This is a genomic window from Mycolicibacterium iranicum (genome assembly GCF_014190915.1).
Taxonomy (GTDB): Bacteria; Actinomycetota; Actinomycetes; order Mycobacteriales; family Mycobacteriaceae; genus Mycobacterium; species Mycobacterium iranicum_B.
In genome coordinates, this window is record NZ_JACHVU010000002.1 from 108976 (window position 1) to 130553 (window position 21578).

A 21578-nucleotide genomic window follows, 5' to 3' on the forward strand; every position below is an offset into this window, starting at 1 on the left:
TAGGCGTGACCCACTATGACGTCGTCGTTCTCGGAGCCGGCCCCGGCGGATACGTCGCGGCCATTCGTGCCGCCCAGCTCGGGTTGAGCACCGCCATCGTCGAACCCAAGTACTGGGGCGGCGTGTGCCTCAACGTCGGGTGCATCCCGTCGAAGGCGTTGCTGCGCAACGCCGAGCTCGCCCACCTCTTCCACAAGGAAGCCAAGACGTTCGGCATCAGCGGGGAGGCGAGCTTCGACTACGGCGCCGCCTTCGACCGCAGCCGCAAGGTGGCCGACGGCCGCGTGGCCGGTGTGCACTTCCTGATGAAGAAGAACAAGATCACCGAGATCCACGGTTACGGCAAGTTCACGGGCCCGAACAGCATCGAGGTCGACCTGAACGAGGGCGAGACCGAGAAGGTCGAGTTCGACAACGCGATCATCGCGACCGGCGCCAGCACGCGCCTGGTGCCGAACACCTCGCTGTCGGAGAACGTCGTCACCTACGAAGAGCAGATCATGGAGCGTGAGCTCCCCGGGTCGATCATCATCGCGGGCGCGGGCGCCATCGGCATGGAGTTCGCCTACGTGATGAAGAACTACGGCGTCGACGTGACGATCGTCGAGTTCCTGCCCCGGGCCCTGCCGAACGAGGACGCCGAGGTCTCCAAGGAGATCGAGAAGCAGTACAAGAAGCTCGGCGTGAAGATTCTGACCGGCACCAAGGTCGAGAAGATCGAAGACGACGGCAAGCAGGTCACCGTCACGATCAGCAAGAACGACAAGACCGAAGAGCTCAAGGCCGACAAGGTCATGCAGGCCATCGGGTTCGCGCCGAACGTCGAGGGCTTCGACCTCGACAAGGCCGGCGTGGAGCTGACCGAGCGCCGGGGCATCGGCATCGACGACTACATGCGCACCAACGTGCCGCACATCTACGCCATCGGCGACGTCACCGGCAAGCTGCAGCTCGCCCACGTCGCCGAGGCGATGGGCGTGGTGGCCGCCGAGACCATCGCCGGCGCCGAGACGCTGGCGCTGGGCGACTACCGGATGATGCCGCGCGCCACGTTCTGTCAGCCGCAGGTCGCGAGCTTCGGTCTCACCGAACAGCAGGCCAAGGACGAGGGCTACGACGTCGTCGTGTCCAAGTTCCCGTTCACCGCGAACGGCAAGGCCCACGGCCTGGGCGACCCGACCGGCTTCGTGAAGCTCATCGCCGACAAGAAGCACCTCGAGCTGCTGGGCGGGCACCTGATCGGACCGGACGTCGCCGAGCTCCTGCCCGAGCTCACGCTGGCGCAGAAGTGGGACCTCACCGCCACCGAGCTGGCCCGCAACGTGCACACCCACCCGACGCTGTCCGAGGCGCTGCAGGAGTGCTTCCACGGGCTGGTCGGCCACATGATCAACTTCTAGTTGAGGGGCATCTGGGTCGCCGGTATCGGCGGATTGGTGGTCGGCCACATGCTGTGGCTGGCCGGCATCTCGGTGGCCATCGCCTCGACAGATGTGCCCACCTGGGTCCTCGTCGTCGCCGCGGTGTCCTTCGTGGTCGGAGTCGGTGCGGTCTTGCTCGGCCGGCGGCTGTGGCGCGGCAAGACGCCACGATCGGAGGCCTGGGCGGCGTTCCTGTGGGGCCTGCCGATCACGCCGGTGCTGCTGTCGATCGCCGTGCTCGGGGTGACATACCTGTAGCTGGCGCATGGTAAATCTCCATGACGACGTGGCATTTCGCGTTCGGGAGGCGTTCACCGGCCCTTAGGATGAGCCGGTGGGGGAGCGAGCGGCGGACAGCCTGCTGAGGCAATGGTGGCAGCAGCGCGACGACTATCAGTGGCGGATCGAGTTTCTGCGCAGCCGCGGCATGCTGCCGGTGCTGCGCCACATCATTGCCGGCATCGGGGCGACCATGGGCCTGCTCGCGCTGGTGAATGTCGTCCTGACGCCGGGGACCGACTCCACGCTGGCACGCGTCGGCTGGGCCGTGGTGGGCGTCGGATCCCTCGCGTGGGCCGCCCGGTGGGCCCTCCTGCCCTGGCCGAGCTCGCGTGCGTCGGCCGCGCTGGTGGTGTACGTCGACGTGATCATGACGCTGTCGGCGCTGCTGTTCGGCGACCCCAACCTCGCGATGTCGGGCATCCCGATCCTGCTGTGCGCCGGTGGTTACGTGGTGTTCTTCCACGGGCCGCGACTGCACCTTGCCCACATCGCGTGGTGCACGCTGTCGGTCCTGGGCATCGCGGTCTGGCTGGCGGTGACCACGCCGGACCACGGGGTGCAGGTGGCGGTGTCCCGGGCGATCATCGCGCTGCTGGTCACTGTGTGCGTGCTGCCCGCCCTGCAATTCGGGTTCTGGCTGTTGCAGGGCAGTTCGAAGCTGTCGCTGACCGATCCGCTGACCGAGCTGACCAACCGCCGCGGTCTGGCGGTGTCGGTGAAAAGGCTCAACGAGGCCGCGCCCCCCGACGCGAGCCTGTGCGCGCTGCTGATCGACGTCGACGGCTTCAAGGGCGTCAACGACTCGCTGGGCCACGCCGTCGGCGACGAGGTCCTGATCCGCACCACCCGGCGGATCCGTTCCAGCGTGCGTGACGACGCCGTCGTCGTGCGGTGGGGCGGTGACGAGTTCCTCGTCGTGGACCGGGTGCCCAGGGAGCAGGCCGACGCGATCGCCGAGCGCATTCGCGCGGCCGTCTCCGCGCCCGCGCAGCCCGCCATCACCGTCAGCATCGGGCTGGCCACCTGCACGCGGACCGACCTGGATCTGATCGATGTGATCACCGCGGCGGATGCCGCGATGTACGAGGCGAAGGCCTGCGGCGGCGACCGGGTCAGGACCACCGACGCGCGTTAGCCGCGGCGGCGGCTCCCGTTCTCGGTCGGGGCGTCGGACAGGTACGGGGCCAGGAAGCTCAGCACGTCGTCGGCCTTGGCGAAGCCGCCGAGGTGGCTCTCGTCGGGCATCAGCAGCAGGTCCACGTCGGGCAGATGCGCGGCGGCGGCCTGGGCGTCGGCCAGCGAGATGATGGAGTCGGCGTCGCCGTGCCACCACCGCACCGGCACCCTGACGTCGGCCAGCCGGAAACCCCAGTCGCGACCGAACAACCGGGCATCGTCGAGCAGTGCCTGGAACCCGCCGTGGGCGGCGTGGACGATGTCGTCGATGAACATCGCCTCGATCTCGGGGTTGGCGAAGACCTGCTTGTCGCCCTCGGGCATCACGGCGCTCATGCCGCGGTAGGCCAGGTGGGCCAGCGGGATCACCGGCGTCAGCAGACCGGCGGTGACCGCGGCGAACGGCCGTCGCATCGCCGAGGTGAGCGGAGCGCACCGGCGGGCCAGTTCGATGGCGCCGCTGCACGTGGCGTCCGGTCCGACCGACGGCGTCACACCGCCGAGGATGGCGATGGCAGCGACCCGATCAGCCAGCGCGGGCATGCCGGCGCAGGCGAGCGCGAACGGTCCGCCGCCGGAAAGCCCGACCACGCCCAGCTTCTCGGCGCCCAGCAGATCGGCTACGTGGGCCATGTCGGCGGCCCAGTCACCGATCTGGTCGTAGACGTGCGGGTCGCTCAGGCCGGACCCGGCCCGCTCGACGAGGATCACCCGCAACCCCAGCCTCTCAGCGGCCCGCCGGCCGACGATCGGCAGCTGCCTGCGGCCACCGGGGGTGCCGTGGAACCACAGCACGACCGGGCCGGTCGGGTCACCGAATTCCGCGTAGCCGATCCGTCGTCCGTCGGGCAGGAAGAAGGCACCCTCGGCGCGGGGCGGCTCGCAACGGGGCACGCCGGGCGGGTGCCGCCACGGATTCGCAGTCATGCTGGCATGGTAGCCGCCGGGTTTACACCTGCGGCGGCCTATGTCAACCCCGAGATCAGTCCGGGAAGTCCAGCGGCACCTGAAGTGTCGTGATCGTGGCGGCCAGGCCGTCGTATTGTGCTGCGAGCATGCAGAATTCGATGAGCTGCGGTTTGGTGAGGTGTCCGGCCAGCATCTGCCACGTCTCGGAGGAGACGCCGCGCGTGACGACGAACTCGTCGGTCGCGGTGATCAGGATGCGCTCTCTGTCGGTCAGGCCATCGGCGTCGGGCCCGGCGAAGATCCTGGACTGCGTCTCCGCGTCCAGGCCCCGGGACCGCGCCAGCCGTCGGTGCTGCTGCAGTTCGTATTCACAGCCCCGCAGGTAGCCAACCCGCAGGATGACCACCTCGGCGTCGCGCCGCGACAGCTTCCCGGCGTAGAGCAGGTACCCCGACAGTGGCAGCCAGACCAGGAACAGCCCGCGGTGCCTGCCGAGCACGTTCATCAGGCTGAACCGCGGGCGCCGGATGCCGCGCGCACCCACCTTCGCGATCGCCCAGTTCAGCGGGCCGAGCTCTTTGAAACCGCCGGGCGGGATGCGGGCAGGGGTCGTCATTGTTGCCTCACCAGGTATGGCGACACCGTCGAGCGGTGTTCGTCGATGTCGAGCGCGCGGCCCAGGGCGGGGAAAGCACGCTGGGGACAGTTGTCGCGTTCGCAGACGCGGCAGCCGGCGCCGATGGGCGTCGCCGGGACGTTGGGGTCACCCGTCACCAAGCCTTCCGAGTAGACGAGCCGCTGCGCGTGGCGCAGTTCGCAGCCGAGGCCGATCGCGAACGTCTTACCGGGCTGACCATAGCGCGCGGCGCGGCGCTCGACGGTCCGCGCCACCCACATGTAGGCGCGCCCGTCCGGCATCTCGGCGATCTGGACGAGGATCTTGCCCGGGTTGGCGAACGTCTCGTAGACGTTCCACAGCGGGCACGTGCCCCCGCTGGAGGAGAAGTGAAAGCCGGTGGCGGACTGCCGTTTCGACATGTTGCCGGCCCGGTCGACGCGGACGAACGAGAACGGCACGCCCCGCATCGAGGGCCGCTGCAATGTCGAAAGCCGGTGGCAGATGGTCTCGTAGCTGACCGAGTAGTACGCCGAGAGCCGCTCGACGTCGTAGCGGAACTTCTCCGCGACGTCGTGGAACTGCCCGTACGGCAGCACCGTCGCCGCGGCGAAGTAGTTGGCCAGGCCCATGCGGGCGAGCGTGCGGGATTCGTCGCTGGTGAACTTGCCGTCGGCGACCAGCTTGTCGATCAGCTCGCCGCATTCGAGGTAGGCGAGTTCGGCGGCCATCCGGAACACCCGCTGCCCGGCCGACAGATGGGCCCCCATCTCCAGCCGCTTCGTCGCCGGGTCGTAGCGGTGCAGCACGCCCTCGCCGAGATCCAGACCCCGGATGATCGTCACCCCGTGCACGAACCGCAGCCGGTCGGCGAGGTCGCCCGCCAGTTCACCGCGGTGGACCCGCATGTCGGCGGTCAGGTGCTCGGCGGCGGTGTCGAGATCGTGGAGATAGTTCTGCCGCTCGTAGAAGTAGTCGCGGACTTCCTCGTGCGGCATCGAGATGGATCCGGTGCCGGAGCCCGAGACGGAGCCGCTGCCGACGTGAAACCTGTCCTCGGTGGCTGCGGCCAGCTGCGTGGTCGTCAGCTGGTAGCGGCGGTGCAGGTTCACCATCGCCCGCGCCAACGCGGGATGCGCACCCACCATGTCGGCGACCTCCGCCGGGTCGATGTCGACATCGAGGTCGCGGTCCAGGATCACCTCCCGCAGCTCGGCGATCAGGCGGGTGTCGTCCTGGGAGGCGAAGAACGTCGCGTCCACCCCGAACACCTCGGTGATGCGCAGCAGCACGGCGACGGTCAGGGGCCGGACGTCGTGTTCGATCTGATTGAGGTAGCTGGGGGAGATCTCCAGCATCTGAGCCAACGCGGCCTGGCTGAACCCACGCTCGCTACGTAGCTGTCGGACGCGGGCGCCGACGAATGTTTTCGCCACGCAATCCAGCGTAGACCGCTTTTGTTAGCCCTGTTAACGCTGTACTTCGCAGTATTCGCACGTGGGGTGCTGTGGCAGGATCACACCTCGTGAGCACTCAGCGCCTGTCCGGCACGGGGTTGTCGAAGGTGATGATGCCCGTGCCCGATCCCCATCCCGACGTCTTCGACACGCAGTGGCCGCTTCGGGTCGCGGACGTGGACCGCGAGGGCAGGCTGAAGTTCGACGCCGCGACGCGCCACATCCAGGACGTCGGGACCGACCAGCTCCGCGAGATGGGCTACGAGGAGACCCATCCGCTGTGGATCGTGCGACGGACCATGATCGACATGATCGAGCCCATCGTGTTCAAGGACATGCTGCGGCTGCGCCGCTGGTGCTCGGGCACCTCGAACCGGTGGTGCGAGATGCGGGTGCGGATCGACGGTCGCAAAGGCGGCCTCGTGGAGTCCGAGGCGTTCTGGATCAACATCAACCGCGAGACGCAGGGGCCGGCGCGTATCTCCGATGACTTCATCGAGGGGCTGCGGCGCACCACGAGTGAGAGTCGGCTCCGGTGGAAGCCCTACCTGAAGCCGGGTGACCGCGAGACCGCCGAGCACGTCCGTGACTACCCCGTCCGCGTCAGCGACATCGACATCTTCGACCACATGAACAACTCCGTGTACTGGAGCGTCGTCGAGGACTACCTGGCCACGCAGCCGGACCTCATGAAGGCGCCCCTGCGGGTGACGATCGAACACGATCTGCCGGTGGCTCTCGGGGACAAGCTGGAGATCATCCGGCACGTCCACCCGGCGGGATCGACGGACAAGTTCGGCGAGGAGCTCGCCGACCGGACTGTTACAACGCTCACATATGCGGTCGGCGAGGAGACGAAAGCCGTCGCCGCGATCTTCCCGCTCTAGGTCGCTGATTCAAACAGTACGGGCGTACTGACCTGCGAATATTCGCTACTCGCCAGTAGCTTCTGAACCGTTTCAGTGATCCGGTGGCTTTGCAATGTTTGCAACTTGGTCCCGTTCGTTGGCGAAAATTGGCAAGCGAAAGTGGTGGACCTGCGCTTATGCGGTGATGCATCCTCGGATTAGCAGGTCGGTGAATGAGCCGCCGCGTTAACAACCGCTGAAGCTTCCACGCTGACAGCGCTTTGCAACACAACGAAGGAGCAGGTCCCCCTGATGACCAAGTCGACCGTTGGCACACCGAAGAGCCCGGAGCAGATCCAGCACGATTGGGACCACAACCCCCGCTGGAAAGGCATCACCCGCACCTACACCCCCAAGGACGTCGTCGCCCTGCAGGGCACCGTCGTCGAAGAGGCGACGCTGGCCCGCCGCGGCGCCGAGGTGCTGTGGGAGCAGCTGCACGACATGGACTTCGTCAACTCGCTCGGCGCGCTGACCGGCAACATGGCCGTGCAGCAGGTGCGCGCCGGCCTCAAGGCCATCTACCTGTCCGGGTGGCAGGTCGCCGGTGACGCGAACCTCTCCGGCCACACCTACCCGGACCAGAGCCTGTACCCGGCCAACTCGGTGCCGCAGGTCATCCGTCGCATCAACAACGCGCTGCTGCGCGCCGACGAGATCGCCAAGGTCGAAGGCGACACCTCGGTCGAGAACTGGCTGGCCCCGATCGTCGCCGACGGCGAGGCCGGCTTCGGTGGCGCGCTGAACGTCTACGAGCTGCAGAAGGCGATGATCGCCGCCGGTGTCGCCGGGTCGCACTGGGAGGACCAGCTGGCCTCGGAGAAGAAGTGCGGCCACCTCGGTGGCAAGGTGCTCATCCCGACCCAGCAGCACATCCGCACCCTGACCTCGGCCCGTCTCGCCGCCGACGTCGCCGACGTCCCGACCGTCGTCATCGCCCGTACCGATGCCGAGGCCGCGACGCTGATCACCTCGGATGTCGACGAGCGCGACCAGCCGTTCATCACCGGTGACCGCACCGCCGAAGGCTTCTACCGCGTCAAGAACGGCCTGGAGCCCTGCATCGCCCGCGCCAAGGCCTACGCGCCGTACTCCGACCTGATCTGGATGGAGACCGGCACCCCGGACCTCGAGCTCGCCAAGAAGTTCGCCGAGGGCGTCAAGAGCGAGTTCCCGGACCAGATGCTGGCCTACAACTGCTCGCCGTCGTTCAACTGGAAGCAGCACCTCGACGACGACACGATCGCGAAGTTCCAGCGCGAGCTGGGCGCGATGGGCTTCAAGTTCCAGTTCATCACCCTCGCCGGCTTCCACGCCCTCAACTACTCGATGTTCGATCTGGCCTACGGCTACGCCCGCAACCAGATGAGCGCCTACGTCGAGCTGCAGGAGCGCGAGTTCGCCGCCGAGGAGCGTGGCTACACCGCAACCAAGCACCAGCGCGAGGTCGGCGCCGGCTACTTCGACCGGATCGCCACCACTGTGGATCCCACCTCGTCGACCACCGCGCTCGCGGGCTCGACCGAAGAGGGCCAGTTCCATTAAGTCGCGTGACATGTGAGCCGCGTGGCACCGCGAGCGCGCGTGTCTGCACAGGCACACGCCGCCAGCCGCGTACGTAAGCGCGCGCTCGCACCAGCTTGACAGCGCAGACCCCGCCCACAAATCTTGGGCGGGGTCTGACGCATGTAAGGGAGACGAGAAGACGTGAGCATTGAACGCGTAGGTGTGGTCGGGGCCGGGCAGATGGGCTCGGGCATCGCGGAGGTGGCGGCCAAGGCCGGCGCGAACGTGGTGGTCTACGAACCGTCCCAGGAGTTCGTCGACGCCGGACGCGACCGGATCACCGCGTCGCTGGAGCGCGCGAAGGCCAAGGGCAAGCTGGCCGCCGACGACTTCGAGATCACGCTGGGGCGCCTGACGTTCACCACCGACATCACCGCCCTCGCGGACCGCCAGCTCGTCATCGAGGCGATCGTCGAGGACGAGGCCGTCAAGGCGAAGGTCTTCGCTCAGCTCGACGAGGTCGTCACCGATCCCGAAGCGGTGCTCGCGTCAAACACCTCGAGCATCCCGATCATGAAAATCGCTGCGGCGACGAAGAATCCGAGCCGCGTCCTCGGCCTGCACTTCTTCAACCCCGTGCCGGTGCTGCCCCTGGTCGAGCTGATCAACACGCTCGTCACCTCCGAGGAGGCCATCGCGCGCGTGGAGCAGTTCGCGGGTGAGGTGCTGGGCAAGAAGGTCGTGCGCTGCGGCGACCGCTCGGGCTTCATCGTCAACGCGCTGCTGGTGCCCTATCTGCTGTCGGCGATCCGGATGGCCGAAGCCGGTGTGGCCACGGTGGAGGACATCGACACGGCCGTCGTGGCGGGGTTGTCGCACCCGATGGGCCCGCTGCGGTTGTCCGACTTGATCGGCCTGGACACCATGAAGCTGATCGCCGACTCGATGTACGACGAGTACAAGGACCCGAACTTCGCCCCGCCGCCCCTGCTGCAGCGCATGGTCGAAGCGGGTCAGCTGGGCAAGAAGTCGGGTAAGGGCTTCTACACCTACTAGCGGATGCGTCGAGTGTGAGCCGCGTGTACGCGATCAGCGCGATATGCGTACGCAGGACCCACACTCGGCACGCAACGACGCGCACGGAGGCGCAAAGAGGGCGCTAGGCCGAGGCCAGTCGCTTCTTCTCGGCCTCGACGTCGAAGTCCGCCGGCGGCCACGACATGTTGAGCCCCTTGAGGGCCTCGATCAGTAGCTCGGTGACGGCCAGCCGGCTGTACCACTTCCGGTTGCACGGCACGATGTGCCACGGCGCGAAGTCGGTCGACGTGCGGTCCAGCATCGCCTGGTACGCCTCCTGATAGGCAGGCCATCTGAGGCGTTCGTCGATGTCTGCGGGGTTGTACTTCCAGTACTTGTCGGGGCGTTCGAGCCGCTCGGCCAGGCGCTTCTTCTGCTCGTCGAGCGAGACGAACATCGCCACTTTCACCAGAGTCGTTCCCGCGTCGACGAGTTCGCGTTCGAACGCGTTGATCTCGTCGTAGCGCGGTTCCCACACCTCGGGCGGCACCAGGTTGTGCACGCGGACGATCAGGACGTCCTCGTAGTGCGAGCGGTCGAAGACACCGATGTGACCGGCCGACGGCAACGCATTGCGCACCCGCCACAGGTAGTGGTGCTGGAGTTCCTCGGGGGTCGGCTTGCCGAAGCTGCGGTACTGCACGCCCTGCGGATTACAGCCTCCGACAACGTGTTTGACGATCCCGCCCTTGCCCGCGGTGTCCATGCCCTGCAGCACCAGCAGCAGTGAACGCGTGTCGCCGGAACGGCTGTTGGCGTAGAGCTTCTCCTGCAGTTCGGCGAACCGCACGTTGCGCTCTGCCTGCAGCGTGGGGGCGTCGGACTTGTCGCCGCGGAAACCGGGGGTGGCCTCGGCGTCGATGTCGGCGACCCTGTCGCCCGGCCTGAACCTCAGTTCGACATGCGGCTCGTGGCTCCACAGCGAGGGAAGGTCGTCCGGTTCGGTCATGGACCTAGTCAAGCAGTGGTTTGGGCAGGATCGGGGAAGGATGCGGACTCTCGCGGAACTTCTCCAGCGAACCGTTGACCTCCACGATTCCGCAGAGCGCACTCCACGACAGCATCGTCAGGTAGTCGATCAGCTCGTCGGAGGTCATCCGCGGGTTCGACATCCAGGAGTGCGTGGCCAGCTGAACCCCGCCGACGGTGTGGAACGCCCACGGCTCGGCGCCCGAGGCGTCCATGCCCACCGACAGCATCCGGCGGCGCAGCATGACCGCGAGCATGCGCGCGATGATGGCCTCGGAGTCCGCGACGGCCTTGCTCTTGCTCGCCGAGTTGCTCGCCATCACGAACCGGTAGGGCTCGGGTTCGTTGGCGACGGTCTCGACGTAGACGCGGATGACCTCGCGCGTCAGGTCGTAGCCGTCGAGGTTCGACGACAGCGCCGAGGCCATGTTCGGGATCAGGGTGGTCTGCGCGAACCGCATCATCACTGCGGTGGTGAGGTCGTTCTTGTCGACGAAGTAGCGGTAGAGCACCGTCTTGGACACACCGATCTCCGCGGCGATCTCGTCCATGCTGACGTTGCTTCCGAGCCGGCGGATGGCATCGAGGGTGCCGTCCACCAGCTCATTGCGGCGCTCGACCTTGTGCTGGTGCCAGCGCCGCTTGCGTCCATCAGTCTTCACCGCCACCGGCGGGGATTGTTGTGCCACAGTCGCGGAGATCCGTTCTTCAGTCCGTGTCGATAATACGGTGGCCTGCGCTGCAGCGGCGGTGCGGACGCCGCGACCGGGCGCATCCCCGTCGGTAGCGGATGATGGACGTGTGGCACACCGATCTGATGTCGTGACGCCCCGCGAGCGGCTCAGCTTTGCCGAGAAGCTCGCGGGCGTCGACTCCGCGGCCGACGCCGAACGGCGGCGCGCTCTCCGGCGGATGAAAACCGTCGCGCTGAGCTTCCTGCTCGGCGCGACGGTGATCTTCCTGCTCTGCACCTGGGCGCAGTCCCAGGGCGCCGCCCCGTGGGTCGGTTACCTCCGCGCCGCCGCTGAGGCCGGCATGGTCGGTGCGCTCGCCGACTGGTTCGCGGTCACGGCGCTGTTCAAGCACCCCCTGGGCATCCCGATCCCGCACACCGCCATCATCAAACGTAAGAAAGACCAGCTCGGTGAGGGTCTCGGCAGCTTCGTCCGGGAGAACTTCCTCTCCCCGGAGAACGTCGAGACGAAGTTGCGCGACGCCGACGTCGCCAGCCGCACCGGCAAGTGGCTCGCCGAGCCGGTCAACGCCGAGCGGGTGGCGGCCGAGGTGTCGACGGTGTTGCGCGTGCTGGTCGAGATGTTGCGCGACGACGACGTCCAGCAGGTCCTCGACCGGATGATCGTCAAGCGGGTCGCCGAACCGCAGTGGGGCCCGCCGATCGGGAGGGTTCTGACCTCCCTGTTGGACGAGGGACGCCAGGAGGCGCTCCTGCAGCTGCTGGCCGATCGTGCGTTCCAGTGGTCGCTGGACGCCAGCGAGATCATCGAACGGGTCATCGAGCGGGATTCGCCGCAGTGGTCGCCGCGCTGGGTCGATCACCTCGTGGGCGATCGCATCCACCGGGAGCTGATGGACTTCACCGACAAGGTGCGGCGCAACCCGGACCACGAATTGCGCCGGTCGGCGACCCGGTTCCTGTTCGAGTTCGCCGACGATCTGCAGAACGACGACGCGACCATCCAGAAGGCCGAGAACGTCAAGGAACAGATCATGGCCCGCGACGAGGTGACCCGCGCCGCCGAGACCGCGTGGGCCGCCGCCAAGCGGATCATCCTGGAGTCGGTGGACGACCCGTCCTCGACCCTGCGGGCCCGCATCGCCGACACCGTGGTGCGCATCGGTGAGTCGCTGCGCGACGACGCCGATCTGCGGCTCAAGGTGGACAACTGGATCGTGCGCGGTGCCCAGCACCTGGTCGCCGAGTATGGGGCGGAGATCACAACGATCATCACCGACACCATCGAGCGCTGGGACGCCGACGAGGCGAGCCGGCGCATCGAGTTGCATGTGGGCCGTGACCTGCAGTTCATCCGGATCAACGGCACGGTCGTCGGCTCGCTGGCGGGCCTGGTGATCTACACCGTGGCACAGCTACTGTTCTGACCTGCGCTAGCGGGGTGCTTGCAATAGTTAGCACTCCGTCGTACGGTGGTTTTGTCGGTACACGAACAACCACCGCAACGAGGGAGCAGTCATGCCACCGCCGCCGCAGGATGAGAATCTTGCCGCTGTCGTGTCCAGCGCTGCACAGGACATCGGTTCGTTCATCCGCTCTCAGCGCGAAGCCGCGCAGGTGTCGGTTCGACAACTGGCCGAGAAGGCGGGCGTCTCCAACCCGTACCTCAGCCAGATCGAGAGGGGTCTGCGGAAGCCATCCGCGGACGTGCTCAATCAGATCGCCAAAGCACTGCGGGTGTCCGCCGAGGTGCTCTACATCCAGGCAGGCATCCTCGAGCCCACCGAGGCCAGTGAGGTTCGCGACGCCATCGTCACCGACACGGCGATCACCGAGCGGCAGAAGCAGGTGCTGCTCGACATCTACACCTCGTTCTGTGCGCAAAACGAGGCCGCCTTGGCCGAGGCGAACCTCGCGCAGGACGTACCCGGTGCCAGTGTCAGCGACGCAGACGAGGAGCCCGCGACTGAAAACCACAAGAGTCCCCTCCAGATTTCCCGAACACCCCAATCCATCGCAGAACTGAATCCTGAAAAGGAAGGAAACAACCATGGCTGACAACAAGAACCAGCTCGACGTCGACGACCTGAAGGCCCCGCTGCTCGCCGCTGTGGGTGCTGCCGACCTGGCCCTCGAGCGCGTCAACGAGATCGTCGCGACGCTGCGTGAGCGTGCCGGCGATGCCCGCAGCGACGCCGAGACCCGCGTCGAAGAGAGCCGCGCCCGCGTCGCCCGGCTGCAGGAAGACCTGCCGAACCAGTTCGGTGACCTGCGCGACCGCCTGAGCTCCGAGGAACTGCGCAAGTTCGCCGAGGGCTACGCCGAGGCCGCCCAGACCACCTACACCAAGCTCATCGAGCGTGGCGAGGCCGCTCTGGAGCGTCTGCGCAGCCAGCCCGCTCTCGAAGAGGCCGCCAGCCGTGTCGAGGTGTACACCGACCAGGCCGTCGAGCTGACCCAGGAGGCGCTGGGCAACGTCGCCTCGCAGACCCGCGCGGTCGGCGAGCGTGCCGCCAAGCTGGTGGGTGTCGAGCTGCCCAAGCGGACCGAGCAGGCTGCCGCCCCGGTCAAGAAGGCCGCCGAGAAGGCTCCCGCCGAGAAGGCCCCGGCCAAGAAGGCCCCGGCCAAGAAGGCGCCCGCCAAGGCCACCGCCGCCACCCCGGCCAAGGCTGCGGCCAGCGCGCCGGCCAAGAAGGCCCCCGCCAAGAAGGCGCCGGCCAAGAAGGTCACCCAGAAGTAAGCAACGCGACATCACCTGCGACGCGGGTGAAAGTCGTCGCCACCGCGAGCGGTGAAGTTAGACCCTGGGGACGTAACCCGCATAGGCTGTCGAGCGTGGAGCTTGAAGGCCTGGTGGGTTACGTCCTCTTTGCGTTGCAGGTCGCCGTTCTGGTGGCGGCCGTGTACGCGTTCGTCCACGCCGCCATGCAGCGGCCCGATGCCTACACCGCTGCCGACAAGCTCACCAAGCCGGTCTGGCTGGTGATTCTCGGGGTCGGCGTGCTGCTGGCGCTCGTGCTGGGCATCACCGGTGTCGCCATCGCCGCCGTCGCGGCAGGCGTTTATCTCGTGGACGTCCGGCCCAAGATCCTTGAGATCCAAGGGAAGTCGCGCTAGTGCGCACCGTCGTCGCCGTCCTCGCCCTGGCCGGTGCGGTCGCGCTGGCGCCGCCTGCCGCGGCGAGCCCGTCCGGCCCGCCGTACGTCGACCACGTCGAATGGGCGAAGTGGGGCGATCTTTCGAGCCTGCGCGTCTACCCGACGGCATCGGCGCGTGCGTCCTCGGGCCACGCCGGCACCGAACCCCTCGCCGACGAAGCCTGGTCGGAGGTGCTTGCGTTGTCGCCGGACGCCGCGATCCCGGGCATGCGCGAGCAGTTCCTGTGCCACTGGAACTTCGCCGAATTCGTCGAGCCGGGCAAGGTCAGCTGGAACCTCGAGCCCTGGCGTCCCGAGGTCAGCTACGACGAAATGATCGCCGACGGCTGCAATCCGGGCGGAACCGAAGAGCCCTTCTGATGAGTTCCTACACACGAGCGCAGGTCGCCGCGCTCGTCGATCACACGCTGCTCAAACCCGAGGCCACCGAAGCCGACGTCGCCGCGTTGCTGAAGGAAGCCGCCGAGCTCGACGTCTTCGCGGTGTGTGTGTCGCCGACGATGGTCGCCGCGGCGGCCGCGCTGGACGAGACCCGGCGCACCATCGCCTCGGTCGTCGGATTCCCGTCGGGCAAGCATGTTTCGGCGATCAAGGCCCAGGAGGCCCGGCTTGCCGTGCACGCGGGTGCGACCGAGATCGACATGGTGATCGACGTCGGCGCGGCGCTGGCCGGTGCCCTGCACGTGGTTCGCGCGGACGTCGACGCGGTGCGTCAGGCTGCGCCGCAAGCGATCCTGAAGGTGATCGTCGAATCGGCGGCGCTGCTGCAGTGCGGCGGCGAGCCGATCCTGGTCGACGTCTGCCGGACCGCCGAGGAGGCGGGCGCGGACTTCGTCAAGACGTCCACCGGGTTCCACCCCAGCGGGGGAGCCTCGGTGCGGGCCGTCGAGGTGATGGCCGGCGCGGTCGGCGGCCGCCTCGGGGTGAAGGCCAGCGGCGGGATCCGTTCCGCCGCGGATGCCGCCGCGATGCTCGACGCGGGCGCCACCCGGTTGGGGCTGTCGGGCACCCGCGCCGTTCTCGACGGGTTCTGAGCTCTACAGTCCGCTGAAGCAGGGGTCCTGCTGCTGCTTCGGGATCGACGCGTTGCTGGTCGAGAACTGGCTCTTCACGCCGTCGTCGGTGACCTGGATGGAATCGGCGTGGATGTCCATCGGGTAGTTCTGGGTCAACTCCGCGGTGAACGCGTCCAGCGCGGGCTGCACCGCCTCGCGTGGGAGCGTGAAGCCCAGCCCCGTGACCTGTTCGACCTGCAGGGAGATGCCGCCGTCGACGACCTCGGGCCGGGCGGTGATGCTGCCCAGCGCGCCCTCCAGTTCGATCGTGCCGTCGGACGGGTTGGTGGTCACGCCCGTGACGAAGCTACCGACCAGCGGGATCGCGCCCTGGATCGTCTCCTTGATGCCGTCGGCGCTCCAGTCGATGTTGGCGACCAGCGAACCGATGGACCCGCTCGAGTCGGCGGAGTCCTCGAGGCGCACATCGCTGATGTCCAGGGTGACCTTCATGCCCTTGGCATCGCGGATCTGATTGCCCGCGGTCTCGATCGTGATGTTCGTGTAGTGGCCGGACACGTGCTGCAGAAGGAAGGGCGGCATCACGCCGAACGAGGCGGTGGCGTCGTCCTGCACCACGCACTCGACGGTGCCGGCGACCACGGTGTCGGCCCGGTTGCGCGCGTACAGCTCGCCTCCGAGCAGGCCCGCGAACACCAGGGCCAGCACGATGACCACGACCAGCACGATCGAGATCGGGTCGCTGAAGATCCGCTTCAGTTTCGCCGGCAACGACGAGCCCTCCTCAGGGTGCGCATCGGTCGCCTGGGGTGCAGACGAGTAGGCGGGGTCCTGCGGAAACTGTGGCGGCGGTGGCCCGGGCTGCTGCGGCGGACGGGACCAGGGATCAGTCACCCCAGCGATTCTGCCTTACCGGGGTGAGCCGACCCTGAGCGGTTGCGCCCGCGCACGGCTACGGACCCCACGCCGGCCGGTCGGCTTTGGCCGCCTTCTTGCCGAGCTTGCCGGAGCGCACCTGGGCGGCCAGGCTGTCGAGGATCACCCGCGAGCTCATCAATGCGGTCTGTTCGGCCCAGTCGTAGGGCGGTGAACATTCGACGACCTCGATGCCGGCCAGGCCGGGCTCGGACACCATCTTCACCAGGTTCAGCGCCTCGCGCGGGAGCAGTCCACCGGGCTCGGGCCAGCCGGTGCCCGGGACGAAGCCGGCGTCGATGACGTCGATGTCGAACGACAGATAGACCGCCTTGGCGCCCTTCCAGGCGACTTCGAGCGCGATCTCGGCGATCTTTTCGACGCCCACCCGCTCGACGTCGCCGACCGTGATGACCGTCGACTTTCGATCGCGGCCCACCTTCACGCCCTCCCGCGGGCTCTGCCAGCCCCCGATCCCGATCTGCACGAGGTTCGTGGCGGGTGCGTTCTTGATGTTGGTGGCGTGGAACCACGGCGTGGTGTGCATCCGCTCGTCGAGGTCGGTCTCCTGGGTGTCGACGTGACGGTCGAAATGGATGATGCCGATGTCGCCGTCCAGGTACGGCGCCAGCCCGCGGATCGTCGGGAACCCGATCGAATGGTCGCCACCGAGGACGATCGGCATGACGCCTTTCTGGGCGACGTGGCCCATCGCGGTGCTGATCTGGTCGAACGACTTCTCCAGGTTGCCCGGGATCGTGAACACGTCGCCGATGTCGACCATGTTGAGCTGCTCACGCAGATCCACGCCGGACTCGTAGTTGTAGGTGCCGAACAGGTTGGTCGACCGGCGGATGCCCTGCGGCCCGAACCGCGTGCCGGGCCGGTAGGTGGCGCCGGCGTCGAGGGGGACGCCGAAGATGGCGACCTCGGCGTCGTCGACCTCGTTCACGTCCTCGATGAACGGACACTTCAGGAACGTGCCACGCTCGCCGGCGAAGTGGGGCTTCTCGCCGCGCACGAATGTCGAGATGGTTCTGTCGTTGATCGTCGGGGCCGCTTCGAGCCCGTAGCTCAGGCCGCGGTCGATCTCCTCGCGCAGTCTGCGATCCCCGAGGCGCGCCTCGACCTGCTGGGCCCACGCGCCTTCGGCGTTGGGCAGCAACGGATCCGGGCGGTCGGGGAGATCAGATGGTTCGGACACGGGTTCTCCTCAACGCGCCGTCTTGTCGCTGACCGGGTACGGCACACCTCGTCCGGGGCGCCGGGTTGCCCGGCGCCTGTGGTCATTGTCAGCACGTTCGCGAATTCCTGTCCAACGCTGGAGGAAACGCAGCGTTTACCTGCGGCACGACACCACGAAACACTGTGGGCGTTTTCTGATCTGGACTCACGCAGACGAGTGTGGGGCGCGTCTAGGGTTCCGCCGGGTGACCGGGTCTGGTCCGAGAGACGCAGGCGGCAGGCGTAGACGCATGACCGTTCCACGGCGGGACAAAAACCCGGGAGACTCCACGTTCTAGGGAGACTCCTGATGATTCTTCTCGGTGTGGCGATCAGCATCGCCGTGGTCGTGGCGGTCGGTTTCGCGGTGTCCCGGCGGATCGAGGGCGACAGCTCGAACTTCCTTGTCGGCGGCCGGATGTTGCCGTTCTGGTTGGTCGGCGGGGCACTGATGGGCGCAGCGGTCGACACCAACGCCACGCTCGGGAACACCGACCTGGCCTTCGAATTCGGCTTCTGGGCGGGCGCGGCGCTACCCCTGGGCCTGGCACTGTGTCTGACGATCACCGGCATCTTCTTCGCCAAGCCGATGAACCGGATGGGGTTGACGTCGTTTCCCGACTACTACCGCCTGCGCTTCGGACGGTCCGTCGAAATCGGGGCCTCGGTGCTGCTCGCGGTGGCGTTCTGCATGCTGGTCGCGGGCAATCTCGTCGCCGGGGGCCTCCTGTTCAACTACTTCCTCGGCATGCCCTACTGGCTGGGTGTGTTGTTGATCGCCGGAATCGCCGTCGCCTACACCGGAACCGGTGGCCTCATCGCCGACGCGTACACCGCGATCATCCAGATGGCCCTCATCTTCGGCGGCGCGGTCGGCCTGTTCCTCTGGATGACGGCCACCCACGGTCTCGACATCGCCGAGGGCACAGGGCCACTCGCCCTGGGTCAGCTGTCCGATCCCGCGCAGGGGGCGGTCATCAACTGGGCCACACTGATCGCGCTGGGCATCGGCGACGTCGTCGCGATCGACTTCATGGCGCGTGTGTTCTCGGCGAAGTCGCCCGAGGCGGCGCGCAGGGCGTGCTTCACCGCGGCCGCGGGCACGGTCGCCATCTGTGTGCCGTTCGGCCTGGTCGTGCTGGCTGCGCATTCCTTCATGCCCGAAGAGCTCGACGGCCCGGTGCTTTTCGTGTTGCTCGACCAGTACGCCCCCGCGGGCCTGACCGTGCTGGTGCTCTGCGGCCTGGTGGGTGCGTCGATGTCGACCGCCAACGGCGCGATCCTGGCCATCTCGAATGTGTGTGTGCGCAACCTCGGTGGCGTCCGGCGCGTGCGGGCGCCGGGCCGGCGCGACCCGCTGCTGCGGGCCACCCGCATCGCGATGGTGCCGATGACGGTGTTCTCGATCCTGCTCGCGGTCTACGTGCAGCAGACGGGCATCCTGCTGACGCTGGCATTCGACCTGATGCTCGCGTGCCTGGCCGTCCCGTTCATCCTCGGGCTGATCTGGCGACGCGGCACGACGACGGCGGCGGTGGCGGCGATCTCGGTCGGATTCGTCGTGCGGATCGGCCTGTTCGTGATGACCCCCACGATGTTCGGCGTCGAGAACACGATCCTCTACATTCCCAACACCCTGATCGACGCGTCCTTCGACGGGTGGCCCACCTTCATCGCCTTCGCCGCGGGCCTGCTCACCTACGTGACCGTCGCGTTGACGACCAGGCCGGCGCACCTACGCGGTCTCGACATCCGGGTCGCCCAGGACGTCGACGACGCCCTCGACGGTCCCGACGCCTCCGAGAAGGAACCGGAATTGGCGAAGGCGACGTAGCGGGGGCCGTCACCCCACGGGCGCGACAGCCTCCCAGGGCACCGTCAGGATGCCGTCACGCAGACTGCGGCGTGGCGCGGTCACCGGGAATCCCTCGGCGACAAGCAGTTCCATCATGGCCCGCCAACGGATGCGGGGGCCGAACACCCCGTGGCCCGCCACGCTGGCCCAGGCGCGGTCGGCTGCGCGCAGCAAAGCGTGGATCGGCTGGCCCTCCACGTTGTGGTGGATCAACACCTTCGGCAGTCGTTCGGCGAGGTCGGACGGGCGCTCGATCGCGAACGGGTCGCAGGCCAGCGTCAGGCTCACCGGCGCCGTCGCATCGAGCAGCACCCAGCAGCACAACCGGCCCAACTCGTCACAGGTGCCGTCGACGACCAACCCGCCCGCCGACACCCCCCGCTGCATCGCGGTCCACGCATCCTGCACGGCTTCGACCGGGTACTGCCGCAGAACGTTGAACGCGCGCACCAGGACTGGCCGGTGGCCGGCGAGTTCGAAGCCGCCCAGCGCGAATTCGACGCCGGGCAGCGCCGCGGCCTGCCCGGCGCGCACGCGTTCCGGTTCGATCTCCAGGCCGACCACCCGCACGTCGCGGCGCACCTCGCGCAACCGCATCGCCAGCTCCAGGGTCGTGACCGGTTTCGCGCCGTAGCCCAGATCGACCACGAGGGGATCGTCGGAGGCCTGCAGCGCGGTCCGCACGCGCGAGGAGTGCACCAGCCATCGGTCGCTGCGCCGCAGACGGTTGTGGCCCGTGGTGCCCCGTGTCACCTGTCCGAGGGGGGCGCCCATGCGTCGATGGTAGAGACTGGATCAGCCGTTCTCAGTGATCCACACCGTGGTGAACTTCTGCTCGGCGATCATCAGATTCACCAGCTGGCTGCCGATGAAGTTCTCGATCTTGCCGCCCACCAGGGGTACCCGCACCTCCACGGTCGCGGTGAACGTCATCCGGGCGCCCATCGCACCCTGAGCGTCGGCCACCGACGACAGCACGGCCTCGCCGGTCAGCTGCGCGGGCGCCCCGGGGATCGACCCGCGCACCGTCGCGGTGGCGCGCCGGTTGGCCACCGGCGACCAGCTCTCCTCGCGGACGAAGTTCAGGTCGCCCCGGTGGAACTGCGTCACGACGGCGGGCAGGCGGTCGGCGCGCATCGTCTGCGTGGTCCTGACCCGGATGGCGCCGTCGTCGCCGACGTCCATCTCGTCGAGCGTCGCGTGGTCTGCTCCGGAGTCACCGAGGCGGACCAGCCAGTACTGCTCGTCGGCGAAGGCCCGGTGCACCTGCTCGACCGTGCCCCCGTACTCGGCGGCCATGTCGAATGAACGAGGCATAGCTGGCCACGCTACCGTTAGCCGCCGTGGGCACTTCGTTGTTGGGCGGCGTGCCGTTTGCCGAGAATGTGCCGCTGGCCCCGCTGACCACCCTGCGGGTCGGTCCGGTCGCGCGCCGCCTCGTCACCTGCGTCAGCACCGAACAGGTCATCGACGCTGTGCGCGCCGCCGGTGAGGACGCGCTCATCCTGGCAGGCGGCTCCAACGTGGTGCTCGCCGACGACCTGACCGGGCTGACCGTCGTGCGGCTGGCCAACACCGGGATCTCCGTCCAGGGCGACGTGCTGCGCGCCGAGGCCGGCGCGGTGTGGGACGACGTGGTGGCCGCGTCGCTCGACCACGGTCTCGGTGGCCTCGAATGTCTCTCCGGCATCCCGGGTTCGACCGGGGCCACGCCGGTGCAGAACGTCGGCGCCTACGGGGCCGAGGTCGCCGACACCCTCCGCCGTGTCCGCCTGCTGGATCGTCGCACCGGCGAGGACTCCTGGGTCACCCCGGATTTTCTCCGATTCGGCTACCGCACAAGCATTCTCAAGCACTCATCGGCCTGGGTGGTGCTCGAGGTCGAGTTCGGGCTGGACCCCGACGGGCGCAGCGCCCCGCTGCGCTACGGCGAGCTGACCGCGGCACTGGGGGCTGAGGCGGGGCAGCGCACCGACCCGGCCGCGGTGCGCGCGGCGGTGTTGGGGCTGCGGGCGCGCAAGGGCATGGTGCTCGACGAACCCGACCACGACACCTGGAGTGTGGGCTCGTTCTTCACCAACCCGGTGGTGTCGCAGGCCGAATTCGACCGGCTGGCGGCATCGGTGGACGGGACGGTCCCGAGCTACCCGGCCGAGGACGGGGTCAAGCTCGCCGCCGGCTGGCTGGTGGAACGGGCCGGATTCGGCAAGGGCTATCCGGATGACGAAGCGCCCGCGCGGCTGTCGACCAAACATGCGCTGGCCCTGACCAACCGCGGCAACGCCACGACGGCCGACCTGATCGCCCTGGCCAGGACGGTGCGCGACGGGGTCAGGGCCGCTTTCGGGATAGAGCTCACACCTGAGCCGGTTCTGATCGGCTGCAAACTCTAGGT

Annotated in this window: 23 protein-coding genes and 2 riboswitches; of the genes, 14 read left to right on the plus strand and 9 right to left on the minus strand. The window is 67.9% G+C overall.

Features of this window, described 5'->3' with window-relative positions:
* Positions 1–5: 5 nt before the first annotated feature.
* The 3 genes from lpdA (at position 6) to FHR72_RS04345 (ending at position 2838) form a co-directional block, all read left to right on the plus strand.
* On the plus strand, positions 6–1400 hold the full coding sequence (gene lpdA, locus FHR72_RS04335) for a dihydrolipoyl dehydrogenase (protein ID WP_183466710.1): 1395 nt from the start codon (positions 6–8) through the stop codon (positions 1398–1400).
* Positions 1401–1679, plus strand: coding sequence for a hypothetical protein (locus FHR72_RS04340; RefSeq protein WP_183466711.1), 279 nt, complete (start codon positions 1401–1403; stop codon positions 1677–1679).
* A gap of 76 nt (positions 1680–1755) precedes the next feature.
* Positions 1756–2838: a GGDEF domain-containing protein gene (locus FHR72_RS04345; RefSeq protein ID WP_183466712.1), complete on the plus strand. Its 1083-nt coding sequence runs from the start codon at positions 1756–1758 to the stop codon at positions 2836–2838.
* Here FHR72_RS04345 and FHR72_RS04350 read toward each other — a convergent pair.
* Genes FHR72_RS04350 through ramB form a run of 3 tightly spaced genes read right to left on the minus strand, consistent with a single transcriptional unit; the run spans position 2835 to position 5840 of the window.
* Positions 2835–3806, minus strand: a complete 972-nt coding sequence (locus FHR72_RS04350) for an alpha/beta fold hydrolase (protein WP_183466713.1) — start codon at positions 3804–3806, stop codon at positions 2835–2837. The two genes, FHR72_RS04345 and FHR72_RS04350, sit on opposite strands and share 4 nt — an antisense overlap.
* A 55-nt stretch (positions 3807–3861) precedes the next feature.
* A complete protein-coding gene (locus FHR72_RS04355) occupies positions 3862–4404 on the minus strand; it encodes a carboxymuconolactone decarboxylase family protein (protein ID WP_183466714.1) in 543 nt (180 codons plus the stop codon).
* On the minus strand, positions 4401–5840 hold the full coding sequence (gene ramB / locus FHR72_RS04360) for an acetate metabolism transcriptional regulator RamB (protein ID WP_183466715.1): 1440 nt from the start codon (positions 5838–5840) through the stop codon (positions 4401–4403). The genes FHR72_RS04355 and ramB overlap by 4 nt, the downstream gene beginning before the upstream one ends.
* Positions 5841–5971: 131 nt before the next feature.
* On the opposite strand from ramB, the gene FHR72_RS04365 reads away from it, so the two are divergent.
* The 3 genes from FHR72_RS04365 to FHR72_RS04375 all read left to right on the plus strand — a co-directional run bounded on the left by FHR72_RS04365 (position 5972) and on the right by FHR72_RS04375 (position 9331).
* Positions 5972–6748, plus strand: coding sequence for an acyl-[acyl-carrier-protein] thioesterase (locus FHR72_RS04365; protein ID WP_183467225.1), 777 nt, complete (start codon positions 5972–5974; stop codon positions 6746–6748).
* Between the two features lie 273 nt (positions 6749–7021).
* Positions 7022–8314 (plus strand): isocitrate lyase, encoded by a 1293-nt coding sequence (gene aceA, locus FHR72_RS04370; protein ID WP_183466716.1) that lies wholly within the window; start codon positions 7022–7024, stop codon positions 8312–8314.
* A gap of 162 nt (positions 8315–8476) precedes the next feature.
* Positions 8477–9331 (plus strand): 3-hydroxybutyryl-CoA dehydrogenase, encoded by an 855-nt coding sequence (locus FHR72_RS04375; RefSeq protein WP_183466717.1) that lies wholly within the window; start codon positions 8477–8479, stop codon positions 9329–9331.
* Between the two features lie 103 nt (positions 9332–9434).
* Here FHR72_RS04375 and FHR72_RS04380 read toward each other — a convergent pair whose 3' ends face one another.
* Positions 9435–10301, minus strand: a complete 867-nt coding sequence (locus FHR72_RS04380; RefSeq protein WP_183466718.1) for a polyphosphate kinase 2 family protein — start codon at positions 10299–10301, stop codon at positions 9435–9437.
* A gap of 4 nt (positions 10302–10305) precedes the next feature.
* The gene (locus tag FHR72_RS04385) at positions 10306–11010 is read right to left on the minus strand and encodes a TetR/AcrR family transcriptional regulator (RefSeq protein ID WP_183466719.1); all 705 of its coding nucleotides are present in this window, start codon (positions 11008–11010) and stop codon (positions 10306–10308) included.
* Between the two features lie 112 nt (positions 11011–11122).
* On the opposite strand from FHR72_RS04385, the gene FHR72_RS04390 reads away from it, so the two are divergent.
* The 6 genes from FHR72_RS04390 to deoC all read left to right on the plus strand — a co-directional run bounded on the left by FHR72_RS04390 (position 11123) and on the right by deoC (position 15207).
* Positions 11123–12442, plus strand: coding sequence for a DUF445 domain-containing protein (locus FHR72_RS04390; protein ID WP_183466720.1), 1320 nt, complete (start codon positions 11123–11125; stop codon positions 12440–12442).
* A gap of 91 nt (positions 12443–12533) precedes the next feature.
* The gene (locus tag FHR72_RS04395) at positions 12534–13073 is read left to right on the plus strand and encodes a helix-turn-helix domain-containing protein (protein ID WP_183466721.1); all 540 of its coding nucleotides are present in this window, start codon (positions 12534–12536) and stop codon (positions 13071–13073) included.
* Positions 13066–13755, plus strand: coding sequence for a heparin-binding hemagglutinin (locus FHR72_RS04400; RefSeq protein WP_183466722.1), 690 nt, complete (start codon positions 13066–13068; stop codon positions 13753–13755). Before FHR72_RS04395 ends, FHR72_RS04400 begins: the two co-directional genes overlap by 8 nt.
* Positions 13756–13850: 95 nt before the next feature.
* Positions 13851–14132: a DUF2516 family protein gene (locus FHR72_RS04405; RefSeq protein WP_183466723.1), complete on the plus strand. Its 282-nt coding sequence runs from the start codon at positions 13851–13853 to the stop codon at positions 14130–14132.
* A complete protein-coding gene (locus tag FHR72_RS04410; RefSeq protein ID WP_183466724.1) occupies positions 14132–14533 on the plus strand; it encodes a DUF2599 domain-containing protein in 402 nt (133 codons plus the stop codon). Before FHR72_RS04405 ends, FHR72_RS04410 begins: the two co-directional genes overlap by 1 nt.
* Entirely contained in the window at positions 14533–15207 is a 675-nt protein-coding gene (deoC, locus tag FHR72_RS04415) for a deoxyribose-phosphate aldolase (RefSeq protein ID WP_183466725.1), read from the plus strand. The genes FHR72_RS04410 and deoC overlap by 1 nt, the downstream gene beginning before the upstream one ends.
* 3 nt (positions 15208–15210) lie before the next feature.
* On the opposite strand, the gene FHR72_RS04420 is transcribed toward deoC, so the two are convergent.
* Both FHR72_RS04420 and FHR72_RS04425 read right to left on the minus strand, forming a co-directional pair.
* On the minus strand, positions 15211–16083 hold the full coding sequence (locus FHR72_RS04420; RefSeq protein ID WP_183466726.1) for an LmeA family phospholipid-binding protein: 873 nt from the start codon (positions 16081–16083) through the stop codon (positions 15211–15213).
* A 58-nt stretch (positions 16084–16141) separates the two neighbouring features.
* Positions 16142–17308 (minus strand): agmatinase family protein, encoded by a 1167-nt coding sequence (locus FHR72_RS04425; protein WP_183466727.1) that lies wholly within the window; start codon positions 17306–17308, stop codon positions 16142–16144.
* Positions 17309–17319: 11 nt separating this feature from the next.
* A riboswitch (guanidine-III (ykkC-III) riboswitch) is annotated at positions 17320–17387 on the minus strand.
* Between the two features lie 121 nt (positions 17388–17508).
* Positions 17509–17615, plus strand: a riboswitch (guanidine-I (ykkC/yxkD leader).
* Between the two features lie 23 nt (positions 17616–17638).
* Here FHR72_RS04425 and FHR72_RS04430 point away from each other — a divergent pair.
* A complete protein-coding gene (locus FHR72_RS04430; RefSeq protein ID WP_183466728.1) occupies positions 17639–19162 on the plus strand; it encodes a high affinity choline transporter 1 in 1524 nt (507 codons plus the stop codon).
* Positions 19163–19171: 9 nt separating this feature from the next.
* Here the strand turns inward: FHR72_RS04430 and FHR72_RS04435 are convergent, their stop codons facing one another.
* Positions 19172–19957, minus strand: a complete 786-nt coding sequence (locus tag FHR72_RS04435) for a class I SAM-dependent methyltransferase (RefSeq protein ID WP_183466729.1) — start codon at positions 19955–19957, stop codon at positions 19172–19174.
* A 21-nt stretch (positions 19958–19978) separates the two neighbouring features.
* A complete protein-coding gene (locus FHR72_RS04440; RefSeq protein ID WP_183466730.1) occupies positions 19979–20500 on the minus strand; it encodes a DUF2505 domain-containing protein in 522 nt (173 codons plus the stop codon).
* A 26-nt stretch (positions 20501–20526) separates the two neighbouring features.
* On the opposite strand from FHR72_RS04440, the gene FHR72_RS04445 reads away from it, so the two are divergent.
* A complete protein-coding gene (locus FHR72_RS04445) occupies positions 20527–21576 on the plus strand; it encodes a UDP-N-acetylmuramate dehydrogenase (RefSeq protein WP_183466731.1) in 1050 nt (349 codons plus the stop codon).
* The last annotated feature ends 2 nt before the right edge of the window (positions 21577–21578 follow it).